The 20,919-nt window shown below is 46.2% G+C and carries 16 protein-coding genes and 1 pseudogene; 8 read left to right on the top strand and 9 right to left on the bottom strand.

Annotated elements, in window-relative coordinates; translation table 11 throughout:
- Nucleotides 1–6: 6 nt before the first annotated feature.
- From AC1DV1_RS14485 to AC1DV1_RS14450, 8 genes and pseudogenes are all read right to left on the bottom strand, one after another.
- The gene (locus AC1DV1_RS14485; protein ID WP_477360329.1) at nucleotides 7–1,722 is read right to left on the bottom strand and encodes an IlvD/Edd family dehydratase; all 1,716 of its coding nucleotides are present in this window, start codon (nucleotides 1,720–1,722) and stop codon (nucleotides 7–9) included.
- A 12-nt stretch (nucleotides 1,723–1,734) separates the two neighbouring features.
- A complete protein-coding gene (locus tag AC1DV1_RS14480; RefSeq protein WP_477360457.1) occupies nucleotides 1,735–2,238 on the bottom strand; it encodes a hypothetical protein in 504 nt (167 codons plus the stop codon).
- Nucleotides 2,187–3,335, bottom strand: coding sequence for an aldehyde dehydrogenase family protein (locus AC1DV1_RS14475; protein ID WP_477360327.1), 1,149 nt, complete (start codon nucleotides 3,333–3,335; stop codon nucleotides 2,187–2,189). Before AC1DV1_RS14475 ends, AC1DV1_RS14480 begins: the two co-directional genes overlap by 52 nt.
- The gene (locus tag AC1DV1_RS14470) at nucleotides 3,335–4,171 is read right to left on the bottom strand and encodes a fumarylacetoacetate hydrolase family protein (protein ID WP_477360325.1); all 837 of its coding nucleotides are present in this window, start codon (nucleotides 4,169–4,171) and stop codon (nucleotides 3,335–3,337) included. The genes AC1DV1_RS14475 and AC1DV1_RS14470 overlap by 1 nt, the downstream gene beginning before the upstream one ends.
- 177 nt (nucleotides 4,172–4,348) lie before the next feature.
- Nucleotides 4,349–4,987: a bile acid:sodium symporter family protein gene (locus tag AC1DV1_RS14465; protein WP_477360455.1), complete on the bottom strand. Its 639-nt coding sequence runs from the start codon at nucleotides 4,985–4,987 to the stop codon at nucleotides 4,349–4,351.
- Between the two features lie 115 nt (nucleotides 4,988–5,102).
- Nucleotides 5,103–5,171: pseudogene (locus AC1DV1_RS14460) on the bottom strand (hypothetical protein); the annotation flags it as partial.
- 314 nt (nucleotides 5,172–5,485) lie between these two features.
- Nucleotides 5,486–6,769, bottom strand: a complete 1,284-nt coding sequence (locus AC1DV1_RS14455; protein ID WP_477360323.1) for a mandelate racemase/muconate lactonizing enzyme family protein — start codon at nucleotides 6,767–6,769, stop codon at nucleotides 5,486–5,488.
- A 28-nt stretch (nucleotides 6,770–6,797) separates the two neighbouring features.
- Nucleotides 6,798–7,751 (bottom strand): RraA family protein, encoded by a 954-nt coding sequence (locus AC1DV1_RS14450; RefSeq protein WP_477360321.1) that lies wholly within the window; start codon nucleotides 7,749–7,751, stop codon nucleotides 6,798–6,800.
- A 259-nt stretch (nucleotides 7,752–8,010) separates the two neighbouring features.
- On the opposite strand from AC1DV1_RS14450, the gene AC1DV1_RS14445 reads away from it, so the two are divergent.
- Both AC1DV1_RS14445 and AC1DV1_RS14440 read left to right on the top strand, forming a co-directional pair.
- The gene (locus AC1DV1_RS14445) at nucleotides 8,011–8,892 is read left to right on the top strand and encodes a helix-turn-helix transcriptional regulator (protein WP_477360319.1); all 882 of its coding nucleotides are present in this window, start codon (nucleotides 8,011–8,013) and stop codon (nucleotides 8,890–8,892) included.
- Between the two features lie 8 nt (nucleotides 8,893–8,900).
- Nucleotides 8,901–10,427, top strand: a complete 1,527-nt coding sequence (locus tag AC1DV1_RS14440) for a gluconokinase (RefSeq protein WP_477360317.1) — start codon at nucleotides 8,901–8,903, stop codon at nucleotides 10,425–10,427.
- Between the two features lie 54 nt (nucleotides 10,428–10,481).
- Here the strand turns inward: AC1DV1_RS14440 and AC1DV1_RS14435 are convergent, their stop codons facing one another.
- Nucleotides 10,482–13,112, bottom strand: a complete 2,631-nt coding sequence (locus tag AC1DV1_RS14435; RefSeq protein WP_477360315.1) for a glycoside hydrolase family 3 C-terminal domain-containing protein — start codon at nucleotides 13,110–13,112, stop codon at nucleotides 10,482–10,484.
- A 799-nt stretch (nucleotides 13,113–13,911) separates the two neighbouring features.
- On the opposite strand from AC1DV1_RS14435, the gene AC1DV1_RS14430 reads away from it, so the two are divergent.
- From AC1DV1_RS14430 to AC1DV1_RS14405, 6 genes are all read left to right on the top strand, one after another.
- Nucleotides 13,912–14,643, top strand: coding sequence for a hypothetical protein (locus AC1DV1_RS14430; protein WP_477360313.1), 732 nt, complete (start codon nucleotides 13,912–13,914; stop codon nucleotides 14,641–14,643).
- 51 nt (nucleotides 14,644–14,694) lie between these two features.
- Nucleotides 14,695–16,143, top strand: coding sequence for a family 43 glycosylhydrolase (locus tag AC1DV1_RS14425; protein WP_477360311.1), 1,449 nt, complete (start codon nucleotides 14,695–14,697; stop codon nucleotides 16,141–16,143).
- A 154-nt stretch (nucleotides 16,144–16,297) separates the two neighbouring features.
- Nucleotides 16,298–16,468 carry a hypothetical protein gene (locus AC1DV1_RS14420; protein WP_477360309.1) on the top strand — a complete coding sequence of 57 codons (171 nt, stop codon included), beginning with the start codon at nucleotides 16,298–16,300 and terminating at the stop codon, nucleotides 16,466–16,468.
- Nucleotides 16,469–16,566: 98 nt separating this feature from the next.
- On the top strand, nucleotides 16,567–18,129 hold the full coding sequence (locus tag AC1DV1_RS14415; protein WP_477360307.1) for a glycoside hydrolase family 43 protein: 1,563 nt from the start codon (nucleotides 16,567–16,569) through the stop codon (nucleotides 18,127–18,129).
- Between the two features lie 231 nt (nucleotides 18,130–18,360).
- Nucleotides 18,361–19,506: an alpha/beta hydrolase-fold protein gene (locus AC1DV1_RS14410; RefSeq protein WP_477360305.1), complete on the top strand. Its 1,146-nt coding sequence runs from the start codon at nucleotides 18,361–18,363 to the stop codon at nucleotides 19,504–19,506.
- Nucleotides 19,507–19,576: 70 nt separating this feature from the next.
- Nucleotides 19,577–20,917, top strand: a complete 1,341-nt coding sequence (locus AC1DV1_RS14405; RefSeq protein ID WP_477360303.1) for a family 43 glycosylhydrolase — start codon at nucleotides 19,577–19,579, stop codon at nucleotides 20,915–20,917.
- Nucleotides 20,918–20,919 lie beyond the last annotated feature (2 nt).

Raw genomic sequence — 20,919 nt, 5'->3', positions numbered from 1 at the left:
TGGTTGTTAATGAGAATCGCGCGTTACGACCGGGCCGGAATTCCCTACCAGGAAATCGAGGTCGGCCCCTTTATCGGCCTGCTGCACGTGACGTTGGTACATTGATACGTACCCCCGATCGGTATGGTAGTCAGGCTTATGCCACAGTAGCCTCCGCTTTTCGAGCTCTGCCTCATCTACCAGCAGGTCAATCCTTCGTGCCGGTACATCCAGGCTTATCATATCCCCGTTTTCCACAAGTGCCAGGGTGCCGCCAATGGCCGATTCAGGCGATACATGCAGCACAACAGTACCATAAGCTGTACCGCTCATGCGCCCGTCAGAAACTCTCACCATATCGGTCACACCCTTATCTAAAAGCTTTTTTGGCAGCACCATATTGCCTACTTCGGGCATACCTGGATAGCCTACCGGCCCAACGCTTTTCAATACCATTACACAGGTTTCATCTATATCCAATTCAGGATCATCAACCCTGGCGTGGTAATCTTCTATGGTTTCAAAAACCACCGCCCTGCCGGTGTGCTGCATCAGCGCCGGCGTAGCTGCGGAGGGTTTTATCACTGCGCCATTAATGGCCAGGTTTCCTTTTAAAACGGCTATCCCTGCCTCTGGTATAATGGGATTGCTGCAGTTTGCGATAACCTCTTTGTTGTAGCAAATGCCGCCATCAATTATATTTTCGGCATGCGATTTACCGGTTACTGTGAGCGTGCTCATATCCAACTCATTGCTCAACTCTTTCAAAATCACAGGCAGGCCACCCGCGTAATAAAAATCCTCCATCAGGAATTTGCCCGATGGCATCAAATTAAGGAGCAACGGAATTTTACTGCCCAGCCTGTCAAAATCATCAAGGCATAAGTCTACGCCGATACGCCCTGCTATCGCGGTAAGGTGTATAATGAAATTAGTTGAACCGCCTATGGCTGCATTTACCTTTATAGCGTTTTCGAAAGCTGATCGGGTGAGGATTTTTGATATCGTAAGCCCTTCCTTAACCATTTCTACAATGCGCCTGCCAGATAATTGCGCCAGCACCTTCTTGCGCGAATCGACAGCGGGGGTGGCAGCCGACTCTGATAAGCACATACCCAACGCTTCCACCATGCAGGCCATGGTAGAAGCCGTCCCCATAGTCATGCAGTGCCCCGCGCTGCGCGACATGCAACTTTCTGCCGCCAGGTAATCGTCGTTGGTGATTTTGCCGGTTTTAAGGTCGTCGGTCAGTTTCCAAACTGCCGTGCCCGATCCTATGTCGGTACCGCGGAACTTTCCGTTAAGCATCGGCCCGCCGGGCACCACGATAGTAGGCAAGCCTACGCTGGCAGCGCCCATCATGGTTGATGGGGTGGTTTTGTCGCAACCGGTAAGCAGTACAACACCATCGATAGGGTTACCACGTATCGATTCCTCGGCATCCATACTGGCCAGGTTCCTGAACAGCATAGCAGTTGGTTTCAACAAAGTTTCGCCTAATGACATAATGGGGAATTCTACCGGAAAACCGCCTGCTTCGTAAACCCCACGCTTAACAGACTCGGCCAAATCGCGCAGGTGGGCGTTGCAAGGGGTAAGTTCAGACCAGGTGTTGCATATGCCAATTACCGGCCTCCCGTCGAAAAGGTCGGAAGGCATCCCCTGGTTTTTCATCCAGCTACGGTATAAGAAACCCATTTTACCCGACTTACCAAACCAATCCGAACTTCTGAATTGTGACATTATTTAATTGTTTTATATATTTATGATTGAAGCATTGCTAAAATGACCATTTACAGAGCGCCAAATGGCCAGCGGATTGCTGTCCTTTAATTCATCGGGCAGTAAGGCCTGCGGCATTCCCTGATAACACACCGGCCGGGTAAAACGGTAAATTGCCCCCGTACCAACAGAGGTGCTGCGGGCATCTGACGTGGCGGGGTATGGGCCACCATGCACCATAGCCTCTACAACTTCTACGCCGGTTGGGTAGCCGTTTATAATAAGCCGGCCAACTTTAGTTTCCAGCACGTCAAGCAGAGTTTTATATACCGGTAATTCATCTTCGGTGCCATGCACAGTAGCTGTCAGGTGACCGGATAAATCTTCTGCAAGGCTTACCATTTCGGCCTGAGAGGTTGCGGTGATGATGATAGCAGAAGGGCCGAATAGTTCCTCTTCCAGTTGGGGCTGCTCCTGAAATACTTTCAGGCTTGTTTTAAAAATGGCAGGCACCTGGCGCCGTGCATCGTTTGGCAAATTGCCTTCGGCCAGCAACTCCAACTCTTTATTTGCCGCCTGCCAGCTACGCCCTTTTGATAGGCTTCGGTTATTGCAGGCGTCAACATTACGCCATCAGGCGTGGAGTTTATATTATTTATTAAACTTTGATAGAAAACATCTTCGCCGGCGGTCGATGCATGTATCAGCAACCCTGGATTGGTACAAAACTGACCCACGCCAAGGGTTAGCGCATTTACATAACCGGCGGCGATAGCCTCATGTCGCTCTGCCAAAGCTTGCGGCAATATAAACACCGGGTTACTGCTCCCCATTTCGGCAAAAACGGGTATGGGCTCGGGGCGGGTTGCTGCTGCATCGCATATTAGCCTACCAACCCGGCTGGAGCCGGTGAAAGCTATTGCTTTAATGCCTGCGCTGTTTGTTAACGCTACGCCTACCTCCGGCTTATCGCCTTGTAGCAGCGAAAAATATCCTGTGGGCATGCCGTTTGCAAAACTTGCCGCAAGTATAGCCTTGGCCACTATTTCGCAGGTGGCGGGGTGGCCGGGGTGCGCTTTGAATATAACAGGGCAGCCTGCAGCTATAGCGCTCACGGTGTCGCCACCAGCTGCCGAAAAAGCAAGTGGGAAATTACTTGCACCAAATACCGCGACAGGGCCAATCGGCCGCTGCATCGACCGTATGTCGGGCCTTGGAGTAGGCTTGCGCTGCAAATCGCCGGTATTTATTTTAGCATCTGCCCAGTTGCCTTCCCTTAATAGTTTAGCGAAAAGCCGCGCCTGGTTGATAGTACGAAGCAATTCGCCCTGTATGCGTATGGCGGTGAGTGCCGTTTCCAGGCAAGCCATTTCAACTATTTGCGGGCCGGCTTTCTCCAGTTCCAGCGCAATGGCCTCTAAAAAAAACGCTTTTTCAATGCCTGTTTTTTTGCGCGTTATTACAAACGCCCGCTGTGCTGCCGCCACTGCCATTTCAATATCGCCCTCGGTGGCATTAAAAAAGCGGAAGTTCAGGTTGTTGCCTGTAGCCCGGTCCACTGCATAAAAAAAATCAGTTCCCGTGGTAACGCTTTGCCCGTCAATCAGCTGCCTGCCTTCAATGTTCATCATCATTACTCCCCCACAATATTTGAGAGCGTGCCAATATTACTGATGCTGATATTAACCACATCGCGGTATTTAAGCGTAAAAGAATCGGGAGGTACGATGCCGGTACCGGTCATGAGGTACGCACCTACAGGGAACGAGATTTCCATAAAAAGGTAATTGGCAAGTTCCTGGTGTGTGCGTTTCATCCTGCTGATGAGCACTTCATCAGCAAAAATTTGTACGCCGCCTCTCAAAATTTCTATTTGGATTTTGGTATCGGAGGAAATAGGTTCGGCCGGTACATACAGGCACGGTCCAACAGCTGCCGCGCCGTTGTATGATTTTGCCTGGGGCAGGTATAGCGGGTTTTCGCCCTCAATATCCCTCGACGACATATCGTTACCAATCATATATCCCTCGATAGTACCTATACTGCAAATAAAGAGCACCAGTTCCGGCTCGGGAACGTTCCATTTGGAGTCTTTGCGGATGCGCACGGTACCTTGCGTGCCAACTGCACGGTAGGAGGGAGATTTAAAAAATATCTCGGGGCGCTCGGCACTGTAAACCCTTGAGTAAAAATCGCCGCCACCTGCGTTTTTGGCTTCTTCCATACGGGCATCCATGCTACGCAGGTAAGTTACGCCCGATGCCCATATCTCCTGGCTGCCAATGGGAGCACCGGGGTGTTCAACATCGGTGGAGAGCTCCGGCCGGATGGGCAGATTCAGGATGTCCTGTAATACTTTCCCGTGCAATCCCTCCCGGTTTATAAAACCGTCCCAGGTCCACGCTGTCGAACTGTAAAGCTGGTCGAGATATTTAACAATTACTTTATCGTTCGATTTAAAAATATGCATAGCTGTTATATTATGCCGCTTTGCCTGCGGTATTAATTATTACGGTCAATAAAAAATGCGTTCGTTTTGGTTACAGTTGGTTACGTTACAAAGAATGCTAATTGAAATGGTTCTGTCTTCTAAAAAACCACAGCGATGAATTTTACACAAAAAACCTTTTGGGTGGCAAGCTTCACGCTAATTATTAACTTTCATTAAATCAACATCTTCAACATGTCTTTTAGTTGGTTTTTTATGCCAGTAAGAGGCCAATAATGAGCCTGTAATATTCATTAGGGTAGAGAAAATAACAGGTGCCAGGCCAAGCGTGCCTATTTTGCCTAAACCTTTTGCCAGGCCCGCCGCCATGCCGCCGTTCTGCATGCCTACTTCAATGGCAATGGTGCGACAGTCGCGTTCTTCCATCCCCAATAATTTTGCCGACCAGAAGCCAAGCAAGTAGCCGCTGATATTGTGCACCAATACCAGCACGGCAAGCAGCAGGCCAACTTTAAGCAAGCTATCGCGGCCGGCGGCCGTTATTATTATAATAATGCCGATGATACCGCCCATTGATACCGAAGGCATCAGCTTTTTAAGCCAGTTTACCCGCCCTTTGGCTATTGCCGAAAAAAGCAAACCCAGGGCAATAGGTATCATTACCATTTTAAAGATGTCCGCAACCATTAGCAAGGGATTTATTTTGATGAGTGGCCCTGCCAGCATATCCATCAAAAAAGGGGTTACGATTGGCGAAAGCAGCGTGGAGATGCTGGTAATTGTAACAGAAAGCGCCAGGTTTGCCTTTGCCAGGTACGATACTACGTTTGATGCCATACCGTTGGGGCAGCAACCAATGAGTATGATGCCCGCAGCTACCTCGGGGGGGCATAGCAGCAAACTTTATGCTAAGGGTAGCTATGCTAAAGCCCAGTAACGGCATGATTATAAAATGGCTTGCCACGCCTATCAATATACCCCTTGGGGCACTTAATACGCCTATGAAGTCTTTGTAGTGCATAGAGGTGCCCATACCAAACATGATGAGCTGGATTAGCGGGATAATTAACCTGGCATACTTAAAGCTGCCATAGCTTATAAATGGCCCAGGGTAATAAAGGGCCATGGTTGCGGCGCCAAAAATTACAATGGTGTAAGTAAAACTTTTGGTTTTTGTAAAGGCCCTGCAACCAATGGCCAGCAGTAAAAAGAATGTAAGCACATATGGGCCGGCATAGGCCGGCCCTCTGCAAACTACTGTTAGTACAACCGTGGCAAATATGGCTACAGTTAATGCCAGGATTGCTTTGTAGAAAGTACCCATACCCCAAACCATCAGGCAAAGAAAGGCACACCGGGCACGGCGTATTTTTTAAGGCCTTCTTCATTTATCTCTACCCCTACGCCAGGTTTATCAGATAAAACCAGGAAGCCTTTTTCAATAAAGGGCTTATCGTATGTTACTATCTCCTTCCATTTAGGTTCAGTATCGCTAAGTGTTTGCCACTCCATGATATGAAAATTGGGCACCGATGCGCAAACATGCGCGGTGGCCATAGCCCCCAGGAACGAGCCAACCATATGCGGCGAAAAGGGCACGTAGTACAAATTGGCCAGGTTGGCTATGCGCTGCCCCTCGCCAAGGCCGCCGCACTTCTGTAGATCGGGCATTACGATATCTATTCCTCCTTCTGAGAGCAGCCTGGTGTAGCCATACGCCAGGTAAAAGTTCTCTCCTGCACAAATAGGCGTGGTTGTTTCCTGGGTTACTGTTTTATACACATCAATATTATCTGCGGGTACCGGCTCCTCCAGCCACATCAAATTAAGGGGTTCCATCATCTTGGCAACCCTTCGGCCCGTAGTGGCGTCATAGCGGCCATGCATGTCTACGCAGATATCGATATTCGGGCCAACTTCTGTCCGTACCGCAGCAATGGCATTGAACATCCTGTCCAGTTCGGCGTTGCTCGCCGTCCAGTTATAGCGGTCGAACTTATTGGGGTCGCGTGCGTCGTCAATGTCAAATTTTACGGCGGTGTAACCACGGTTTATTGCACCACTGGCAGCTTTGGCATAATCCTGGGGCACCGGATGTGTGGCTGTGTATAATTCGGTATCGCAATAAACCCTGCATTTATCCCGGTATTTACCGCCCAGCAGCTGGTAAACCGGTACACCCAAAGCCTTGCCTGTAAGATCCCAAAGCGCGGCTTCAATAGCCGTTAATACCGCTACGAACATCCCCGACTGTGCCCCGCCAAAAAAATTTGCCTTGCGTATTTCTTCGGCTATCCTGTTGGGGTTTAAGGGGCTGCGCCCTTTCAGAAAAAACTCCAGGCGTTTAACCAGGTAATAGGTGCCTGCAATGGCATCAACCCCTTCGCCCGAGCCCCATATGCCCTGGTTGGTGTATATCTTTACAAATAGCCCGCCTCCGGCATAGGCGCATTTCATTTCGGTTATCTTCAGGTCTGAGGGAGACGATGCTTGCGGGGTACGCTCCCGGGCATCTATTAATCCCTGCCCGAATGTTTTACTCAGCGGTGCTGCCAGCGCAGCCGCACCGAATAACGAAGCCTTGGTAAGAAAGCTACGCCTGTTTTGGTTTTTTGACATAAATTTTTATTGCTAACGATAGGTTGTTTTACCAGGTACGGTTTTTTAAGATGTTCTGTATTTGCTCCTTTGGCACGGGCAGTTCGTTGATATGGGCGTTAAGCCAGGCCGAAAAATCTTTTTCGATATCATCGCTCCAGCGGGCATCTATTTGCCCGGCGGTGTATTTTCCTTCTTTTAAGCGCAGGTGGCCAAACATGTCCCTCAGCCTCACTATCTCAGATGTCGTCGCCACTTTCCCGGCCAGGTGGGGCGGTATAAATATCACCACACCGTTTTCGCCAAGTACCACATCCCCGGGCATTACAGTAACCTGTTTGATGCGGGTGGGCTGGTTTATCCCAATAATCATGGTATTGAGGTCGCCCGGCGGGTTATGGTAAGATGGGTCATAGCTTTCTACAAATGACGTAAAGCTGCCAATCTCTTTTAATCCGCGGATATCTCTTACAGCACCATTGTAAACAATGCCATTCCCTGTTTTGGCATATATGGCGTTGCCCACGTTATCGCCAATGGTTGGCCCGTTTTTATGCGCACCAAACTGGTCGGCCACATATACGTCGCCTTTAATCAAAAGGTCTACCGGCCATGTATTCTGGCCTTTTTTGCCCTGCGCTTTACCGCGGTCATCAATTGCTTTCCACACATCGGGCCGCGCGGGCATAAATGTTGCCGTTACGGCGCGCCCTACCAAAACGCTGTCGGGGTTTATCACTAACCAATTCTCGGCTATCTGGTAGGCATAACCGGCATTCTTCAATACGGCCCAGGCTTCTTCGATGCTCACTTTTTTTATCCTAGCCAAAATAGCGTCAGGCACTTTGGGGCGGCCATCAGCAAAACGCTCGCCTTTCCATTCCGGAGTAAGGAATATCAACTCGTCCCTGGTAATCTGTTGGGCAAATGCTGTTTGGAGGCAGGCGCAGCAATGCAATAACGCACCGCCTAAAATGCCGAGAAGGAAACGCCATTTTTTCATAATATAATTTGATGCGCACACTGATATGCGGGGCAAACCCGCATATCAGCAGCCTGGTTTAATTGGGGATTGGTTATAATTACATACAAAGAATGGCAATATAAAACACGTAAAATACCATTAAAAAACAGCGATGGTTTTTATACAAATGTTGGTTTGATAATGCGTAAACTTGCTTTATACGGATGCCGGTTTACGGCACCCCAATATTTGCCGGGGTTTATGATAACCGCAGTAGCATACCAAATATTTATCCTGAATGAATCAACTGATACTTCAGCAGGGCTTATCCAAGGTGCTTGCGAACTTTCCGCATATACTTGAATTTGTCCACAAAAAGAACAATACCATCCAACTCAACTCGTTTAGCAGCAATGTTGCCGATTGTATTTGCCTGTATTATATACTGGAAGGAAAGTTCACCTGGATAATTGATTCGCTGGAACACATTTTGTATCCAGGAGATTTTGCCATGGTATTGCCTGGCCAGCGCATTGGTGGCCAAAGCAGCATAATGAACATTGGAGCGCTGTTCTGGATAAAAATATCTACCGAAGATAACGGCAGGTTGTTGCTGGGTAAATGGAGCGGCTTAACGAAAAAAGAAAAAATATCCGTCAACCAGATCTTGCTGATCAATAAAGAGCAGCATGTTTTAAAATTGAAAGAGGCACATGCGTTAATGCAAAACCTGCAGGCCGAGCTGCAAAACGAAGAGGTGGGTTTTTATACCCGTGCAAACCAGCTGCTCGACGAGCTTTTTGTTTTAATAAGCAGGCAGTTCATCAGGCAAAATAATTCCAGGCGCGACTTCCCGCAAAACTTCCTGAAACTTGAACAAACTTTAAGGCAGAACCTTGCCCATCAATGGACAGTTGAAGAAATGGCCGCACTGATTGGTATGGGAACCACCGCTTTTACCGAGAAAGTAAAAAATTATTCCGGGTTTTCGCCGCTGAACTATTTGATCAACATCAGGATAGCCGAAGCCACCAAACTGCTGAAGCGGAACCAAGTAAATGTTACCGATATAGCGCTCAACACAGGTTTTTATTCATCGCAGCATTTTTCTACAACATTTAAGAAACTAACCGGCTATACGCCAACGGAATTCAGGAAAAACAAAACAACAGATCAATAATATACATCATGAACTGTATCATCATCATAGAAATGGGCACAGCCGCAGTTAAGGTTTTTGCCTTCGACCTTTCGGGAAATCTAATAAGTTCTTCGAAGGGGCATTACCCCACTTTTCATGAACAAAATGACCATAGCGAACAAGACCCGGAGCAGATGTTCATTACGATGTTATATATTTTAAAAAACCTGCTTATAGAGAAAATATACCCCAAAAAATATACCGTAAGCTGTATCTGCTTCGGCTCATCGATGCATAGCCTGCTGGCGGTAGATAAAGATGGCATACCCTTAGGCAACGCTATTACATGGGCAGATAACAGGGGCAAAAAAGAAGCCGCGGAATTAAAAGCCAGCCCACTTGGCGAAGAGATTTATAAAGCCACCGGGACTCCGATACACCCTATGTCGTCTTTGATAAAAATTGCCTGGATGAAAAACAATGATCCTGTGAAATTTGGTCAGGCAAAAAAATTCATGCCGATAAAAAGCTATATTATACAGCAACTTACCGGCGCATGCGTAATAGACTACAGCATCGCTTCTGCCACAGGGCTGATGAATATCCACAATTTGGCCTGGGACGTGGCAGCATTGGATTTTGCGGGCATAACGCCGGAGGAGTTACCCGCTTTGCACCCTGTTTTCTACTCGGGCGTAGCGCTAAAAAAAGAATATCAAAGGGTTTTAAAGCTGCTGCCTACGGTGAAAATCCTCATCGGATCAAGCGATGGCTGCCTTGCCACCCTGGGTGCAGGCGTTTGGGGCAATGGCATGGCTACAATAACCATCGAAGATAGCGGGGCGTTCCGCATCATTGGCGACCGGATAATTGAAGACCCCAAACAACAAATATTCAACTACCTGCTCACCGAAAAGCACATCATTACCGGTGGACCAACCAGCAACGGCGGCGTGATATTCAATTGGTTTACCAAACAATTCGGCGATTTTCAGAAAGCATTTGACATTGACCAATCGATGGAAACGCTGATAGAGGAAGCGGCAACGGTTGAAGTTGGCTCCGGCGGATTGATTTTTCTCCCCTTTTTGCATGGCGAACGGGCCCCTATTTGGAACCCCAACGCACGGGGCTGCTATTTTGGCGTAAATATACGGCACGAGCGCAAGCACTTCATCAGGGCTACGATTGAGGGGATTTTGTTCGAAATGTATAGTATTGGCCGCACGCTGGAAAAGCACCGTCATATTGAAGGCCTCTCCATTAACGGCAACTTCGCTTCGATACCACTTTGTACACAAATTATTGCAGATATATTTAACAAGCCCGTAAGCACGCTAAGCCATGGCGACAGCATAGGCAGAGGAGCCTTCCTGTTAAGTGCTACCGAGATGGGTATTTATCCTTCGCTGGAAGAAGCCTCTAAAACGGTTACCATGCATCGAACCTACTATCCGAAAGCAGAAAACCACCAGGTGTACGCGCAATACTTCAAGGTGTTTGAAAGCCTGATAACAAAAGTGGCAGATGAATTTGACATTATCTCCGATCTGCAACAGCGGTACAGCCAGTAATGGGATTGGGGGCCTCCATCTGCGGTGTAAAGCGCGGCCAGCTGTTAAACTAACTTAGTTCAGGTAAACTTGTGCCTGCAGCCAGCTGTCTTTTGAATTTGGGCCAATCAATATTCTATATCTCCCGGGGCGTAGGGTTAATTTCCCGGCCTGTTCGTTCCATTTTTTGAGGCTGTTAATCGGTACAGACACTGCGATGTTTTTGGAAGTACCCGGGCCGAGGCTGATCCTGTTAAATTGCCTTAATTCTTTTAGTGGCAACATTTCATTAAACCCATCCGGATATTGTATATAAACCTGCACAACTTCGTCACCGGCCTTCGCCCCCTGGTTTTCAACATTAACAATGCCTGTTATTTTTCCTGCGCTAACTTTCATTTTTTGCTTTCCAAACCTATAGCCAAATTTGCTGTAGCTAAGCCCGAACCCAAAGGGGTAAGCTACCTCGCCTTTAAAATACCGGTAGGTGCGGCCGGCCATGGCGTAATTTTCAAATGGCGGCAAGTCGCTGTCGCTTTTATAAAAGGTTACCGGCAGCCTGCCGGATGGATTGTAATCACCAAAAAGCACATCTGCAATTGCGGTACCTGCGGCCTGTCCGCCATACCAGCCGTTCACAATTGCCGGTACGTGTTTATTTTCCCAATCCATGGCAATTGCACTTCCGGTCATCAGCACAAGCACCACCGGTTTTCCTGTAGCATACAAGGCCTTTAATGTTTCGGTTTGGATAGCCGGGAGCGCAATTGATGTACGATCTCCACCCGAAAAACCGGGTTGGCTAACAGGCATTTCTTCTCCTTCCAGTTCCGGTGATATGCCGCCTACAAACACAATAATATCAGCATCGCTTACTCTCGCAGCAATATCTTCGGGCTTATTTTCTTTTACTCTTCCGGGTATCATTTTTATGGCAGCAATCCTGCCGGGGGCACTGCTCTGGTAAAATTCAAGCACGATTTGATATTGCTTGCCGCCAGTGTACTGCTGCACAAAATCTATAGTTGTAGATCCGTGCTGCCCCCAGTCGGCAGCCTTTTGTACGCCATCAACCAACAAGCGATAACCATCTCTCCCGGTGATTTTAAAACTGTATAGCCCCGTGCTATCCGGAACGAAAACCGTAGACCACCGGGCCGAAAAGCCATTAGCTTTAACGCCGCCAGCCACATCGCCGCCTTCAGGCCATCTGTGCGCTATGCTTTCCTCATAACTGGTGTACACCGGCTTGCCGCTTAGATTGGTGCTTTTAAAATATTCGGCCTTGAAACCCGTATGTCCGTCAATGTTAAGCACTGCTGCATTGTTAATAGGATACGCTACGCGGTTATCGGTATAACCGGTGGCTTTTTCGTAGTAAACTTTAGTCCCCGCCCCAACTTTGGCTTTTATTGCCTTAAGCGGAGTGGATATTGCCGAAGGGAATCCATTGTAATTACCCAGCACCGAAATTTCATTATCGGCATTGGGCCCAATCACCGCAATTTTTTTATACATTTTTTTTAGGGGAAGCAATTGCCCCTCATTTTTCAACAATACGACGGACTGCCGGGCCATTTTAAGGGCCAGCTGCTGGTGTGGTTTTGCCTCCAATACTTCTTTGCCTATCAGGTTGTATTTGCAATCCTTATCAAACAGGCCCAAACGGAAACGAATAGTAAATAACCGCCTTACCGAAACATTTATCTGCTCTTCATCTATCAGTTTATCTTTAACTCCCTGCACCAGGGCCTTATAAGCATCCGTGCCGCATTCCAGGTCGGTACCATGGAATACGGCATCCGCGGCTGCGCTTGCAGCGCCTGTATGAGTTTTATGGTTTTTAAAGAAATCGTCAATGGCCCAGCAATCTGAGGTAACATAGCCTTTAAATTTCCATTGGTTGCGGAGGATGTCCGTCATCAGTAAATCGTTTCCGCAGCAAGGCTGTCCTCCAAGCGCATTGTAGGCACACATTACGCCTGCAACTTTTGCATTTACGATGAGTTCTTTAAAAGCGGGCAGGTAGGTGTCCCAAAGGTCGTAGTTGCTAACTGTAGTATTAAACGTATGCCTGGATGATTCGGGGCCGCTGTGTACCGCAAAATGTTTGGCACATGCCGCAGCCGTGAGGTAATGCAGGTTGGTGCCCTGCAGGCCGGTTACAAATCCTTTTCCAAGCCGGCCGGTCAGGAAGGGGTCCTCGCCGTAAGTTTCCTGCCCCCGTCCCCATCGCGGGTCGCGGAAAATATTGATGTTGGGTGTCCAATACGTAAGACCGTGGTAAATGCCCGTACTGCCATTTGCAATGGATAGATTGTAAATAGCGCGCCCTTCCCGGGCAATGTAAGTACCCATCAGCTTAAAAGCAGCTGGGTCCCAGCCGGCAGCCATGCCAATTGCCTGTGGGTAAACGGTAACATTATACTCTGTGCGCGCAACGCCATGCAGGCTCTCGTTCCACCAGTCGTATGCCGGTATTTTTAACCTGGTAATAGCGGGCGCTTTATTGAGCATCTGCAAAACCTTTTCTTCGAGGGTGAGCCTTTTTACCAGGTCAAGCGCCCTTGCTTCAGCGCCAAGCTTTGGATTTTGAAACGGTAGCGAATTGCTTTGCGCTTTTGAGTCATAGGATGCGCTGCCGCAGATGCTGCAAATCAGTATCAATAAAAACGGCTTGCTCCATTTCTTGTTTAAATATCCCATGGGTAATTATCAGGTTTAATAAAAGGGCGACGCCATCCTGCCAAGATGCATGGCAGACTACACACTTTTAATAATTGGTGGCGGCAAGTTATAGGTTTTGCCGGTGGGTAACTTCTAATAAAGCCCCCCGTTGATTTTTACACAAATGGTTGATTTGCCTGTATATGATGTCAGGCTTCACATAGCCGCAGTTTCGGGTATTGAGGCTTTAGTGTTTCGTCAAACAGAATTGTAAAGGGTACCCGATATTGCTGTAACCCTATTTCAGTACCAGACAGTTTGTTTTGAATGCTCTTTAAACTCCAGACTCTAAGTCGTTATCATTTTGATCATCTCCATTATTATTTGATGCAACTGTTTGCCGAACATAATGCCCAGGTAAAAAAAGCACTAATCGGAAACGGATTTGAGCCGGTTAATGAAGACTGAAAATTTTAACCGGCTTTCTTGCTTAAAAGAAGGTAAAGGCACCAAGGCCATGCCCGAATAAATGATAGAAAACCGATCATAACCTATATTTCATGCCCGGTTATTGACAAAAGTTGACTTTTATTGCTGAATAGTGTGATGATGTCCTTTTCTGAAGGTATAGTTTTGGGACAATAATTTATAAGCCATTTTTAAAAATTGAAGAAACATTTTAATGTTAACCCCAAGTATCATCAATGAGATGTGAGGGTATCAGGCTATTGATGTACCATGCAAATGGTTTCTATGCAACGCATCAACAGGCCGAAAGCTCATTTGTATTTCGACAATTTATTATTTTCCAAAATTGATTTAAGTTAAAGAATCTACCATGAATATTAAACGCAGTGCACTATTGTTGGCGGCGGGCTTTGTAATTCTGTCAGGATTAAGATCACAAGGACAGTCTGCAACTCCAGGCAAGATAGATGTTATAACCGCAAATGATACCGTACGAAGTATCGCGCCATTCTTTACCCCGGCTACCGTATCAAAAAAAGCCCCGAATAGTGAAGGGTTTATTCAGCGTTGGTCACTATTAGAACCCATTAACAAATCCATACGGAGTAATCTTGTTTTTACCGTTAACTACCTGAAAACGCAATTTGAAACCGATTATTTCCCAAACCAGTTTACGGTTATTCCAAAGAATGATGAAAAAGTAAAAGTCGGCGAACAGGAATTGTTATGGCATGCATTGGAAAGCCCCAATTTCAACGTCAAATTATTTCGTCTTGCCTATGGGTTAAAGAAACAGACCTATGCCGTATTATTTTGGGCAGTAACTATAGTAAACAGCCCGCGGGAGATAAAAAATGTAAGATTGGCGGCAGGGTCAAACGGAGGATCAATGTGGTGGCTAAATGGAAAAGAAGCAGTGATACTTGATGGGGACAGGCGCATGGTAATGGATGATTGTGTTTCGGCCCGGCTGACACTAAATAAAGGGAAAAATATCATACGCGGAGCAGTGATCAATGGGCCCGGGCTCAGTGATTTTTGTGTTCGGCTGCTGGATGAAAAAGGAGCGCCGATAAAAGATGTAACTATCACGCTGCAATAAATTAACTGATCATCCCATTTAACATCGAATTTGTAAAGCAATTGAGTTATTATGAAATTAATAGTAAAGGTATTAAGTACTATAGCCCTGTTTTCATTGTTATTAACCGGACAGGCCAATGCACAAGTTGGCAAACCATTTATACATGACCCCTCTACCATTGCAGAATGCGATGGAAAGTATTACACATTCGGAACATTTGGAGGCGGGTTAATATCCGAAGATGGCTGGACATGGAATGGAGGCGGAGTAAGACCAGGCGGCGGGGCCGCTCCTGATGTATTAAAAATTGGTGACCGCTACCTTATTGTTTATGGCGCCACCGGCGGTGGCCTGGCAGGCGGTCATAACGGAACAATACTGACCATGTGGAATAAGTCGCTTGATCCAAAATCTCCGGACTTTAAATATTCAGAGCCTGTAAAAGTTGCTTCGTCTGATGGTATCGAGGATAATGACGCGATAGATCCGGGGCTTCTGCTTGACCCAACCGATGGAAGGTTATGGTTATCGTACGGCACCTATTTTGGGTATATACGCCTGGTGGAGCTTGACCCTAAAACGGGTAAGCGTGTTGAAGGTAATAAAGCATTAAACATAGCTATTGATTGTGAGGCCACAGATTTGTTATACCGTGATGGATGGTACTATTTGCTTGGAACACATGGTACGTGTTGCGATGGCCCAAACTCAACTTATAACATTGTTGTTGGCCGCTCCAGGAAAGTAACCGGGCCATATCTTGATAATATGGGAAGGGATATGTTGAAAGGAGGCGGCAAAATGGTAGTTGCAGCTGGCGACAGGCTGATTGGGCCAGGACATTTTGGACGCATTGTAGTTGGCGATGGGGTAGAAAAAATGTCTTGCCATTACGAGGCAGATCTGGATCAAAGTGGCCGTAGCGTATTAGGTATCCGCCCGTTGCTATGGAAAAATGGATGGCCTGTGGGAGGTGATAACTTTAAAGAAGGAACTTATGAGATTGAGTCTGAGCGAAGGGGATATGCCTTAGAATTGGGCGTTGATTTTATAAGAATGCCGGGTGGGATGCGTTTTAACCGGAATAATGATGAACCCGTGAAACCGGTACCATCGCAGGAGTTAGCAGATGTAGTTAAAGGCTGGCCAGCCGGAAACATTGATGTGCGGATAAGTGATTATATGTTTCGCCCGCATCAAAAATGGGCAATTTCGCCAGTCCCTGGCGCAGGGGGATACCTGGGCGGACCATATTATAAAATAGTAATTGCCGGAACAGACCGCGCATTAGCAGCAACAGCCGAAGCTGAGCTTGTGACAGTACCAACATTTACCGGAGCGCCGGAACAAATATGGCGAATTGATCAGCTGACTGATGGAACTTATCGGATTATGCCAAAAGTGGTTCCAAATTCGAAAGAGCAATTGGCTCTAGTTTCATCTGGAGACAGCACACCTACACTTGCCAAATTTGATATGAATAGTGATAATTCCAAGTGGAATTTCAGGACTCACTAATGTCAATGATAAATTGCCGGATAGTCTTTAGCCCAAAGTCTGAAGTTCTAAGCCAAAAAAGGAAAATTCAACTTTAGACTTACGACTTAGTGCTGTTGGCTTAATACTATTTTGTTGAATGGCCATCTGGAAATACAACTATCTTGAAATGTAAATGACGAAAGATATGAATTCAAAGTGTTTACTTATAGTAAATAAAGCTGCGACTGCATTAAAAGAAGCAGGCTACAACGCCGTGCCTTTTATTTCAGAGAATACTGCCCATGAGTTTCTAACCGGGCGCCGCAGCCTGAAAGAACTTGCGCCGCTGCTGTTTAAAGACTAAGCTGCCTTGCTGTGTTAATATATTTAAGTGCGCTTAATTGTGAGTAAAGCAATTAAGCGTGTTTTTGCTATTTATGCATATAACACCATAAACCAACCATGAGCAAAATTTTCAATAACTATTTTCTGGGGTTCGCTTTTTTTTTGTTGGCCACCTGCGCGGCTTTTGCCCAAACGGCTCATAATCCAATTATTTACGCGGATGTACCTGATATTTCAATAATCAGGGTCGGTAATGCTTATTACATGAGCAGTACTACTATGCATATGAGCCCCGGGGTGCCAATCATGAAATCTAAAGATTTAGTTAACTGGAAACTTGTAAGCTATGCGTATGATATTTTGGATGATACCGATGACCTAAACTTAAACAATGGTAAAAGTAGCTATGGGCGAGGTTCATGGGCAAGCAGCCTGCGCTATCACAATGGCATTTATTATGTATCTACCTTTGCGGGCAATACCGGCAAAACGTATATTTATACCACTCATAATATTGAAAAGGGCCCGTGGAAGGCTTTATCCTTTAAACCAAGCCTGCATGACCACTCCTTGTTTTTTGATGATGATGGCAAAGTTTATATGATTTATGGAAGCGGGCGCATCATGCTGGCACAATTAAAGGATGACCTGTCTGGCTTAAAACCCGGCACAAAGCCACGGGTGTTGATAGAGAACGCCAGCCTGGCTGCCGGGCCGAATTTGGGTTTGCCGGCAGAAGGCTCGCAGATGTTTAAAATCAAGGGGAAATATTACCTGTTCAACATTTCATGGCCGCGTGGTGGAATGCGAAGTGTTCTTATTCACCGGGCAGATAATATTACCGGCCCATATGAGGGCCGGCTGGCATTACAGGACAAAGGCGTAGCCCAGGGTGGTTTGGTAAATACACCAAACGGCCGGTGGTTTGCCTATCTTTTCCGCGATTTTGGTTCAGTAGGCCGGGTGCCTTACCTGGTGCCTGTAAAATGGGAAGATGGCTGGCCTGTATTGGGTGTAAATCATCAGGCGCCCGATACTGTCGCGCTACCGGCAAATAAACCGCTCATGCCAGGTATCATCTCATCGGATGAGTTTAACCGCAGGCGTGGTGAACGCGATTTGCCCCTGGTTTGGCAATGGAACCACAATCCTGTTAATCAATTATGGTCGCTAAGTCAGCGTAAGGGATACCTTAGGTTAACTACAGGGAGGCTTGATACTACTTTAATTACGGCTAGAAATACGCTTACGCAGCGCACGTTTGGCCCTGAATGTTCGGCCATTACAGCTATTGATGTATCCGGACTTAAAGATGGTGATTGTGCCGGCCTTGCATTGTTACAGCAAAAATTTGGATGGGTGGGCGTAAAAGCCGAAAACGGAAAAAAGTTTATCGTTATGGTAAATGCGCAGGGCGGTTCGCCGGCAGAGTTGGCAATTATTCCGTTAGCCCAAAGCCGGGTGTATTTAAAGGCCGCGTGTGATTTTAAAGATAGGACAGACAAAGCCTATTTTTATTATAGTACCGACGGAAATAATTGGATTTCCATTGGTACCACGCTTCAAATGGCGTATACTATTCCGCATTTTATGGGTTACCGGTTTGGTCTTTTTAACTACGCAACAAAAGTTACCGGCGGATATGCGGACTTCGATTATTTTCGATTAGGCAATAAATAGGTACCCAGCATTAATCCGGTTATTTATCAGAATAGATGATTTTTGCTGTTTGAAAGCCACCACATAAAACCCGCATCCATTTTTAAGAGGGGAAAGTACCTTTATTTGCCCGATTTAAACAACAGTGTTACAATTGCAATAATCAGTGTTACGCTCAAGTTGATAATCACTTTACCTTGTGGCACTATCCTCGGGCTTTAATCGGGATAGTAGTATCCAGAATATAAAACTATGAGAAACTTAATACCTCTTTTTTGCCTTTTGTTACTTTCGTGCTTGCAGGCCAAATCCCAGGACAACAAAGCGCCGGGTATAGGCTTTCCAGGAGGTGTGCCTGCTGCTACAAATATCAGGGGGGCACAGTACCCGCTTATTTTGCCCAACCATCATGTAATGTTCCGGTTAAAGGCCCCTGATGCTCAAAAGGTGCAAATAGAGCTGGGAAAAAAATACGATCTCGTGAAGGGGGATGATGGCTTTTGGAGTATTACTACAGATTCAATAGGCGAAGGTTTTCATTATTATTCGCTTTTGATAGATGGCATCGCCACCGCCGATCCTGCAAGCGAAAGTTTTTATGGCATGGGCAGGATGGCCAGCGGTATAGAAATTCCTTTTGCCAAAGGCGACTATTATGCAGAGAAAGATGTGCCGCACGGCGATATCAGGATAAAAAGATATTATTCAACAGTTACCAAATCCTGGCGGCAGGTTTATATCTATACCCCGCCTGCTTATGACGCGAACATAAGCGAAAAATACCCGGTTCTTTACATTTTACACGGCGGCGGCGAAGACGAACGCGGCTGGGCTACCCAGGGAAAAACGAATATGATTATGGATAATCTTATTGCAGAGCGGAGAGCCAGGCCTATGTTGGTTGTAATGCCTGATGCTAATTTGGGGGCTGGCGCATTTGGCAAGGATGGCTTGAAGGCATTCGAGGCAGAAATAAAGCAATGTATTATTCCCTTTATTGAAAAAAACTATCGGATTAAAAACTCCAGCGAATACCGTGCATTGGCAGGCTTGTCAATGGGGGGTATTAATACACTTTATACGGGCATATATAATACCAATTCATTTTCATACCTGGGCGTGTTTAGTTCCGGTTGGATTTTGCCCATGCAAAATAATATTGCCAACCCACAATATGAATATTTGAAACAAAACAGTGCAAAGATCAACAGTAATTTGAAGTTGTTTTGGGTATCAGAAGGCGGGACAGAGGATATAGCCTATAAAAACGGTCAAATAATGCTGGCCAAACTGGATGAACTCAACATACGCCATATATATTATGAATATCCCGGAGGCCATACATGGCCGGTGTGGAGGAATAACCTTTACAACTTTGCCCCGCTTTTATTTAAATAATAATACAGCTAAATAGTTAATGGGCAATAAATGAAATCGATTTAACAAACAAGATAACAAACTATAAATAATGACGGATTTTAAGAAATGCGCGGCGCTAATGGTATCTATCTTATGGTTCAATTGTTTAATGGCACAAAACCCCCTTATACAAAACCAGTTTACCGCCGATCCCTCGGTACGTGTTTTTAATGACAAGATATACCTTTACCCGTCGCATGACATTCCCGCTACACCCGGGCATGGCCGGGCTGGCTGGTTTTGTATGCAGGATTATCATGTGTTCTCGTCAGTCAACCTAACCGATTGGGCGGATCACGGCGTAATTGTGAGCCAAAATAAAGTACCCTGGGCCGACCCGGCAGCTTATAGCATGTGGGCTCCTGATTGTATTGAGCGGGCCGGTAAATATTATTTTTATTTCCCGGCACCTGCAAAACCTGGCGGCGCCAAAGGCTTTTCAATTGGTGTTGCAATAGCCGATAAACCTTACGGTCCCTTCGTTCCTCAACCGATGCCCATAGCCGGGGTTCATGGTATAGACCCGAATGTGCAAATTGATAAGGACGGACAGGCATATATTTATTGGGCCCAAGGAAATCTGTACGGCGCAAAACTCAAAGCTAATATGCTTGAACTGGCATCAGAGCCGATAAAACTTGATGGTTTCCCTGATAAGGGATTAAAGGAGGGGCCTTATTTATTTGAACGAAAAGGTATTTACTACATGACTTATCCGCATGTGGCCGATAAAACAGAACGGCTTGAATATGCCATGTCAGATAGTCCCCTCGGGCCCTTTAAATATGCCGGCGTACTTATGGACGAATCAGCTTCGGGTTGCTGGACAAATCATCAATCTGTCATAGAATTTAAAAACCAATGGTACTTGTTTTATCATAATGACGACTTATCGCCGGCCTTTGATAAAAACCGGGCTGTACAGGCCGATAGTTTATTTTTTAATGAAGATGGCACTATCCGCAAGGTCATCCCTACATTACGTGGCGTTGGCGTAACTGCCTCATCAAAAAAAATACAGGTAGATAGGTATAGTGCTAAAAGCGCGGATGGAGTAGAGGTGGAATTTATAGACACGCTAAACAAATTCAAGGGCTGGAAAGCGATTTTCAATAAAACCAACTCTTGGATAAAATACAACAGTGTGTTTTTTGGTAAACAAACAGCAGGACACATTAGTGTAAACGCCTGTTCGGCAACTGGCGGAACGTTAGCAATAAGTACAGAAGATAACCCGAACAAGGTTATTGCAAAAGTTATTATACCAAAGGGTAACAGCTGGAGTGTTGTTAAAAAAACTTTGATATCGATGCCTGCCGGCGTAAAAAACATTATTGTGCAAACAGAAGGCAGCGGCCATGTAGAAGTTGACTGGATAAGCTTCAATTAAAC

This window comes from Mucilaginibacter sp. P4_D1 (assembly GCF_056401935.1).
The sequence above is the reverse complement of the archived record's forward strand: the minus strand, read 5'-3'. Positions and strand labels throughout refer to the sequence as shown.

Excerpts from the sequence above, each read along its gene's own strand:
- AC1DV1_RS14485 (WP_477360329.1), bottom strand. The coding sequence starts at position 1,722 with ATGTCACAATTCAGAAGTTCGGATTGGTTTGGTAAGTCGGGTAAAATG.
- AC1DV1_RS14475 (WP_477360327.1), bottom strand. The coding sequence starts at position 3,335 with ATGATGATGAACATTGAAGGCAGGCAGCTGATTGACGGGCAAAGCGTT.
- AC1DV1_RS14470 (WP_477360325.1), bottom strand. The coding sequence starts at position 4,171 with ATGCATATTTTTAAATCGAACGATAAAGTAATTGTTAAATATCTCGAC.
- AC1DV1_RS14465 (WP_477360455.1), bottom strand. The coding sequence starts at position 4,987 with ATGGCATCAAACGTAGTATCGTACCTGGCAAAGGCAAACCTGGCGCTT.
- AC1DV1_RS14455 (WP_477360323.1), bottom strand. The coding sequence starts at position 6,769 with ATGTCAAAAAACCAAAACAGGCGTAGCTTTCTTACCAAGGCTTCGTTA.
- AC1DV1_RS14450 (WP_477360321.1), bottom strand. The coding sequence starts at position 7,751 with ATGAAAAAATGGCGTTTCCTTCTCGGCATTTTAGGCGGTGCGTTATTG.
- AC1DV1_RS14445 (WP_477360319.1), top strand. The coding sequence starts at position 8,011 with ATGAATCAACTGATACTTCAGCAGGGCTTATCCAAGGTGCTTGCGAAC.
- AC1DV1_RS14440 (WP_477360317.1), top strand. The coding sequence starts at position 8,901 with ATGAACTGTATCATCATCATAGAAATGGGCACAGCCGCAGTTAAGGTT.
- AC1DV1_RS14435 (WP_477360315.1), bottom strand. The coding sequence starts at position 13,112 with ATGGGATATTTAAACAAGAAATGGAGCAAGCCGTTTTTATTGATACTG.
- AC1DV1_RS14430 (WP_477360313.1), top strand. The coding sequence starts at position 13,912 with ATGAATATTAAACGCAGTGCACTATTGTTGGCGGCGGGCTTTGTAATT.
- AC1DV1_RS14425 (WP_477360311.1), top strand. The coding sequence starts at position 14,695 with ATGAAATTAATAGTAAAGGTATTAAGTACTATAGCCCTGTTTTCATTG.
- AC1DV1_RS14420 (WP_477360309.1), top strand. The coding sequence starts at position 16,298 with ATGACGAAAGATATGAATTCAAAGTGTTTACTTATAGTAAATAAAGCT.
- AC1DV1_RS14415 (WP_477360307.1), top strand. The coding sequence starts at position 16,567 with ATGAGCAAAATTTTCAATAACTATTTTCTGGGGTTCGCTTTTTTTTTG.
- AC1DV1_RS14410 (WP_477360305.1), top strand. The coding sequence starts at position 18,361 with ATGAGAAACTTAATACCTCTTTTTTGCCTTTTGTTACTTTCGTGCTTG.
- AC1DV1_RS14405 (WP_477360303.1), top strand. The coding sequence starts at position 19,577 with ATGACGGATTTTAAGAAATGCGCGGCGCTAATGGTATCTATCTTATGG.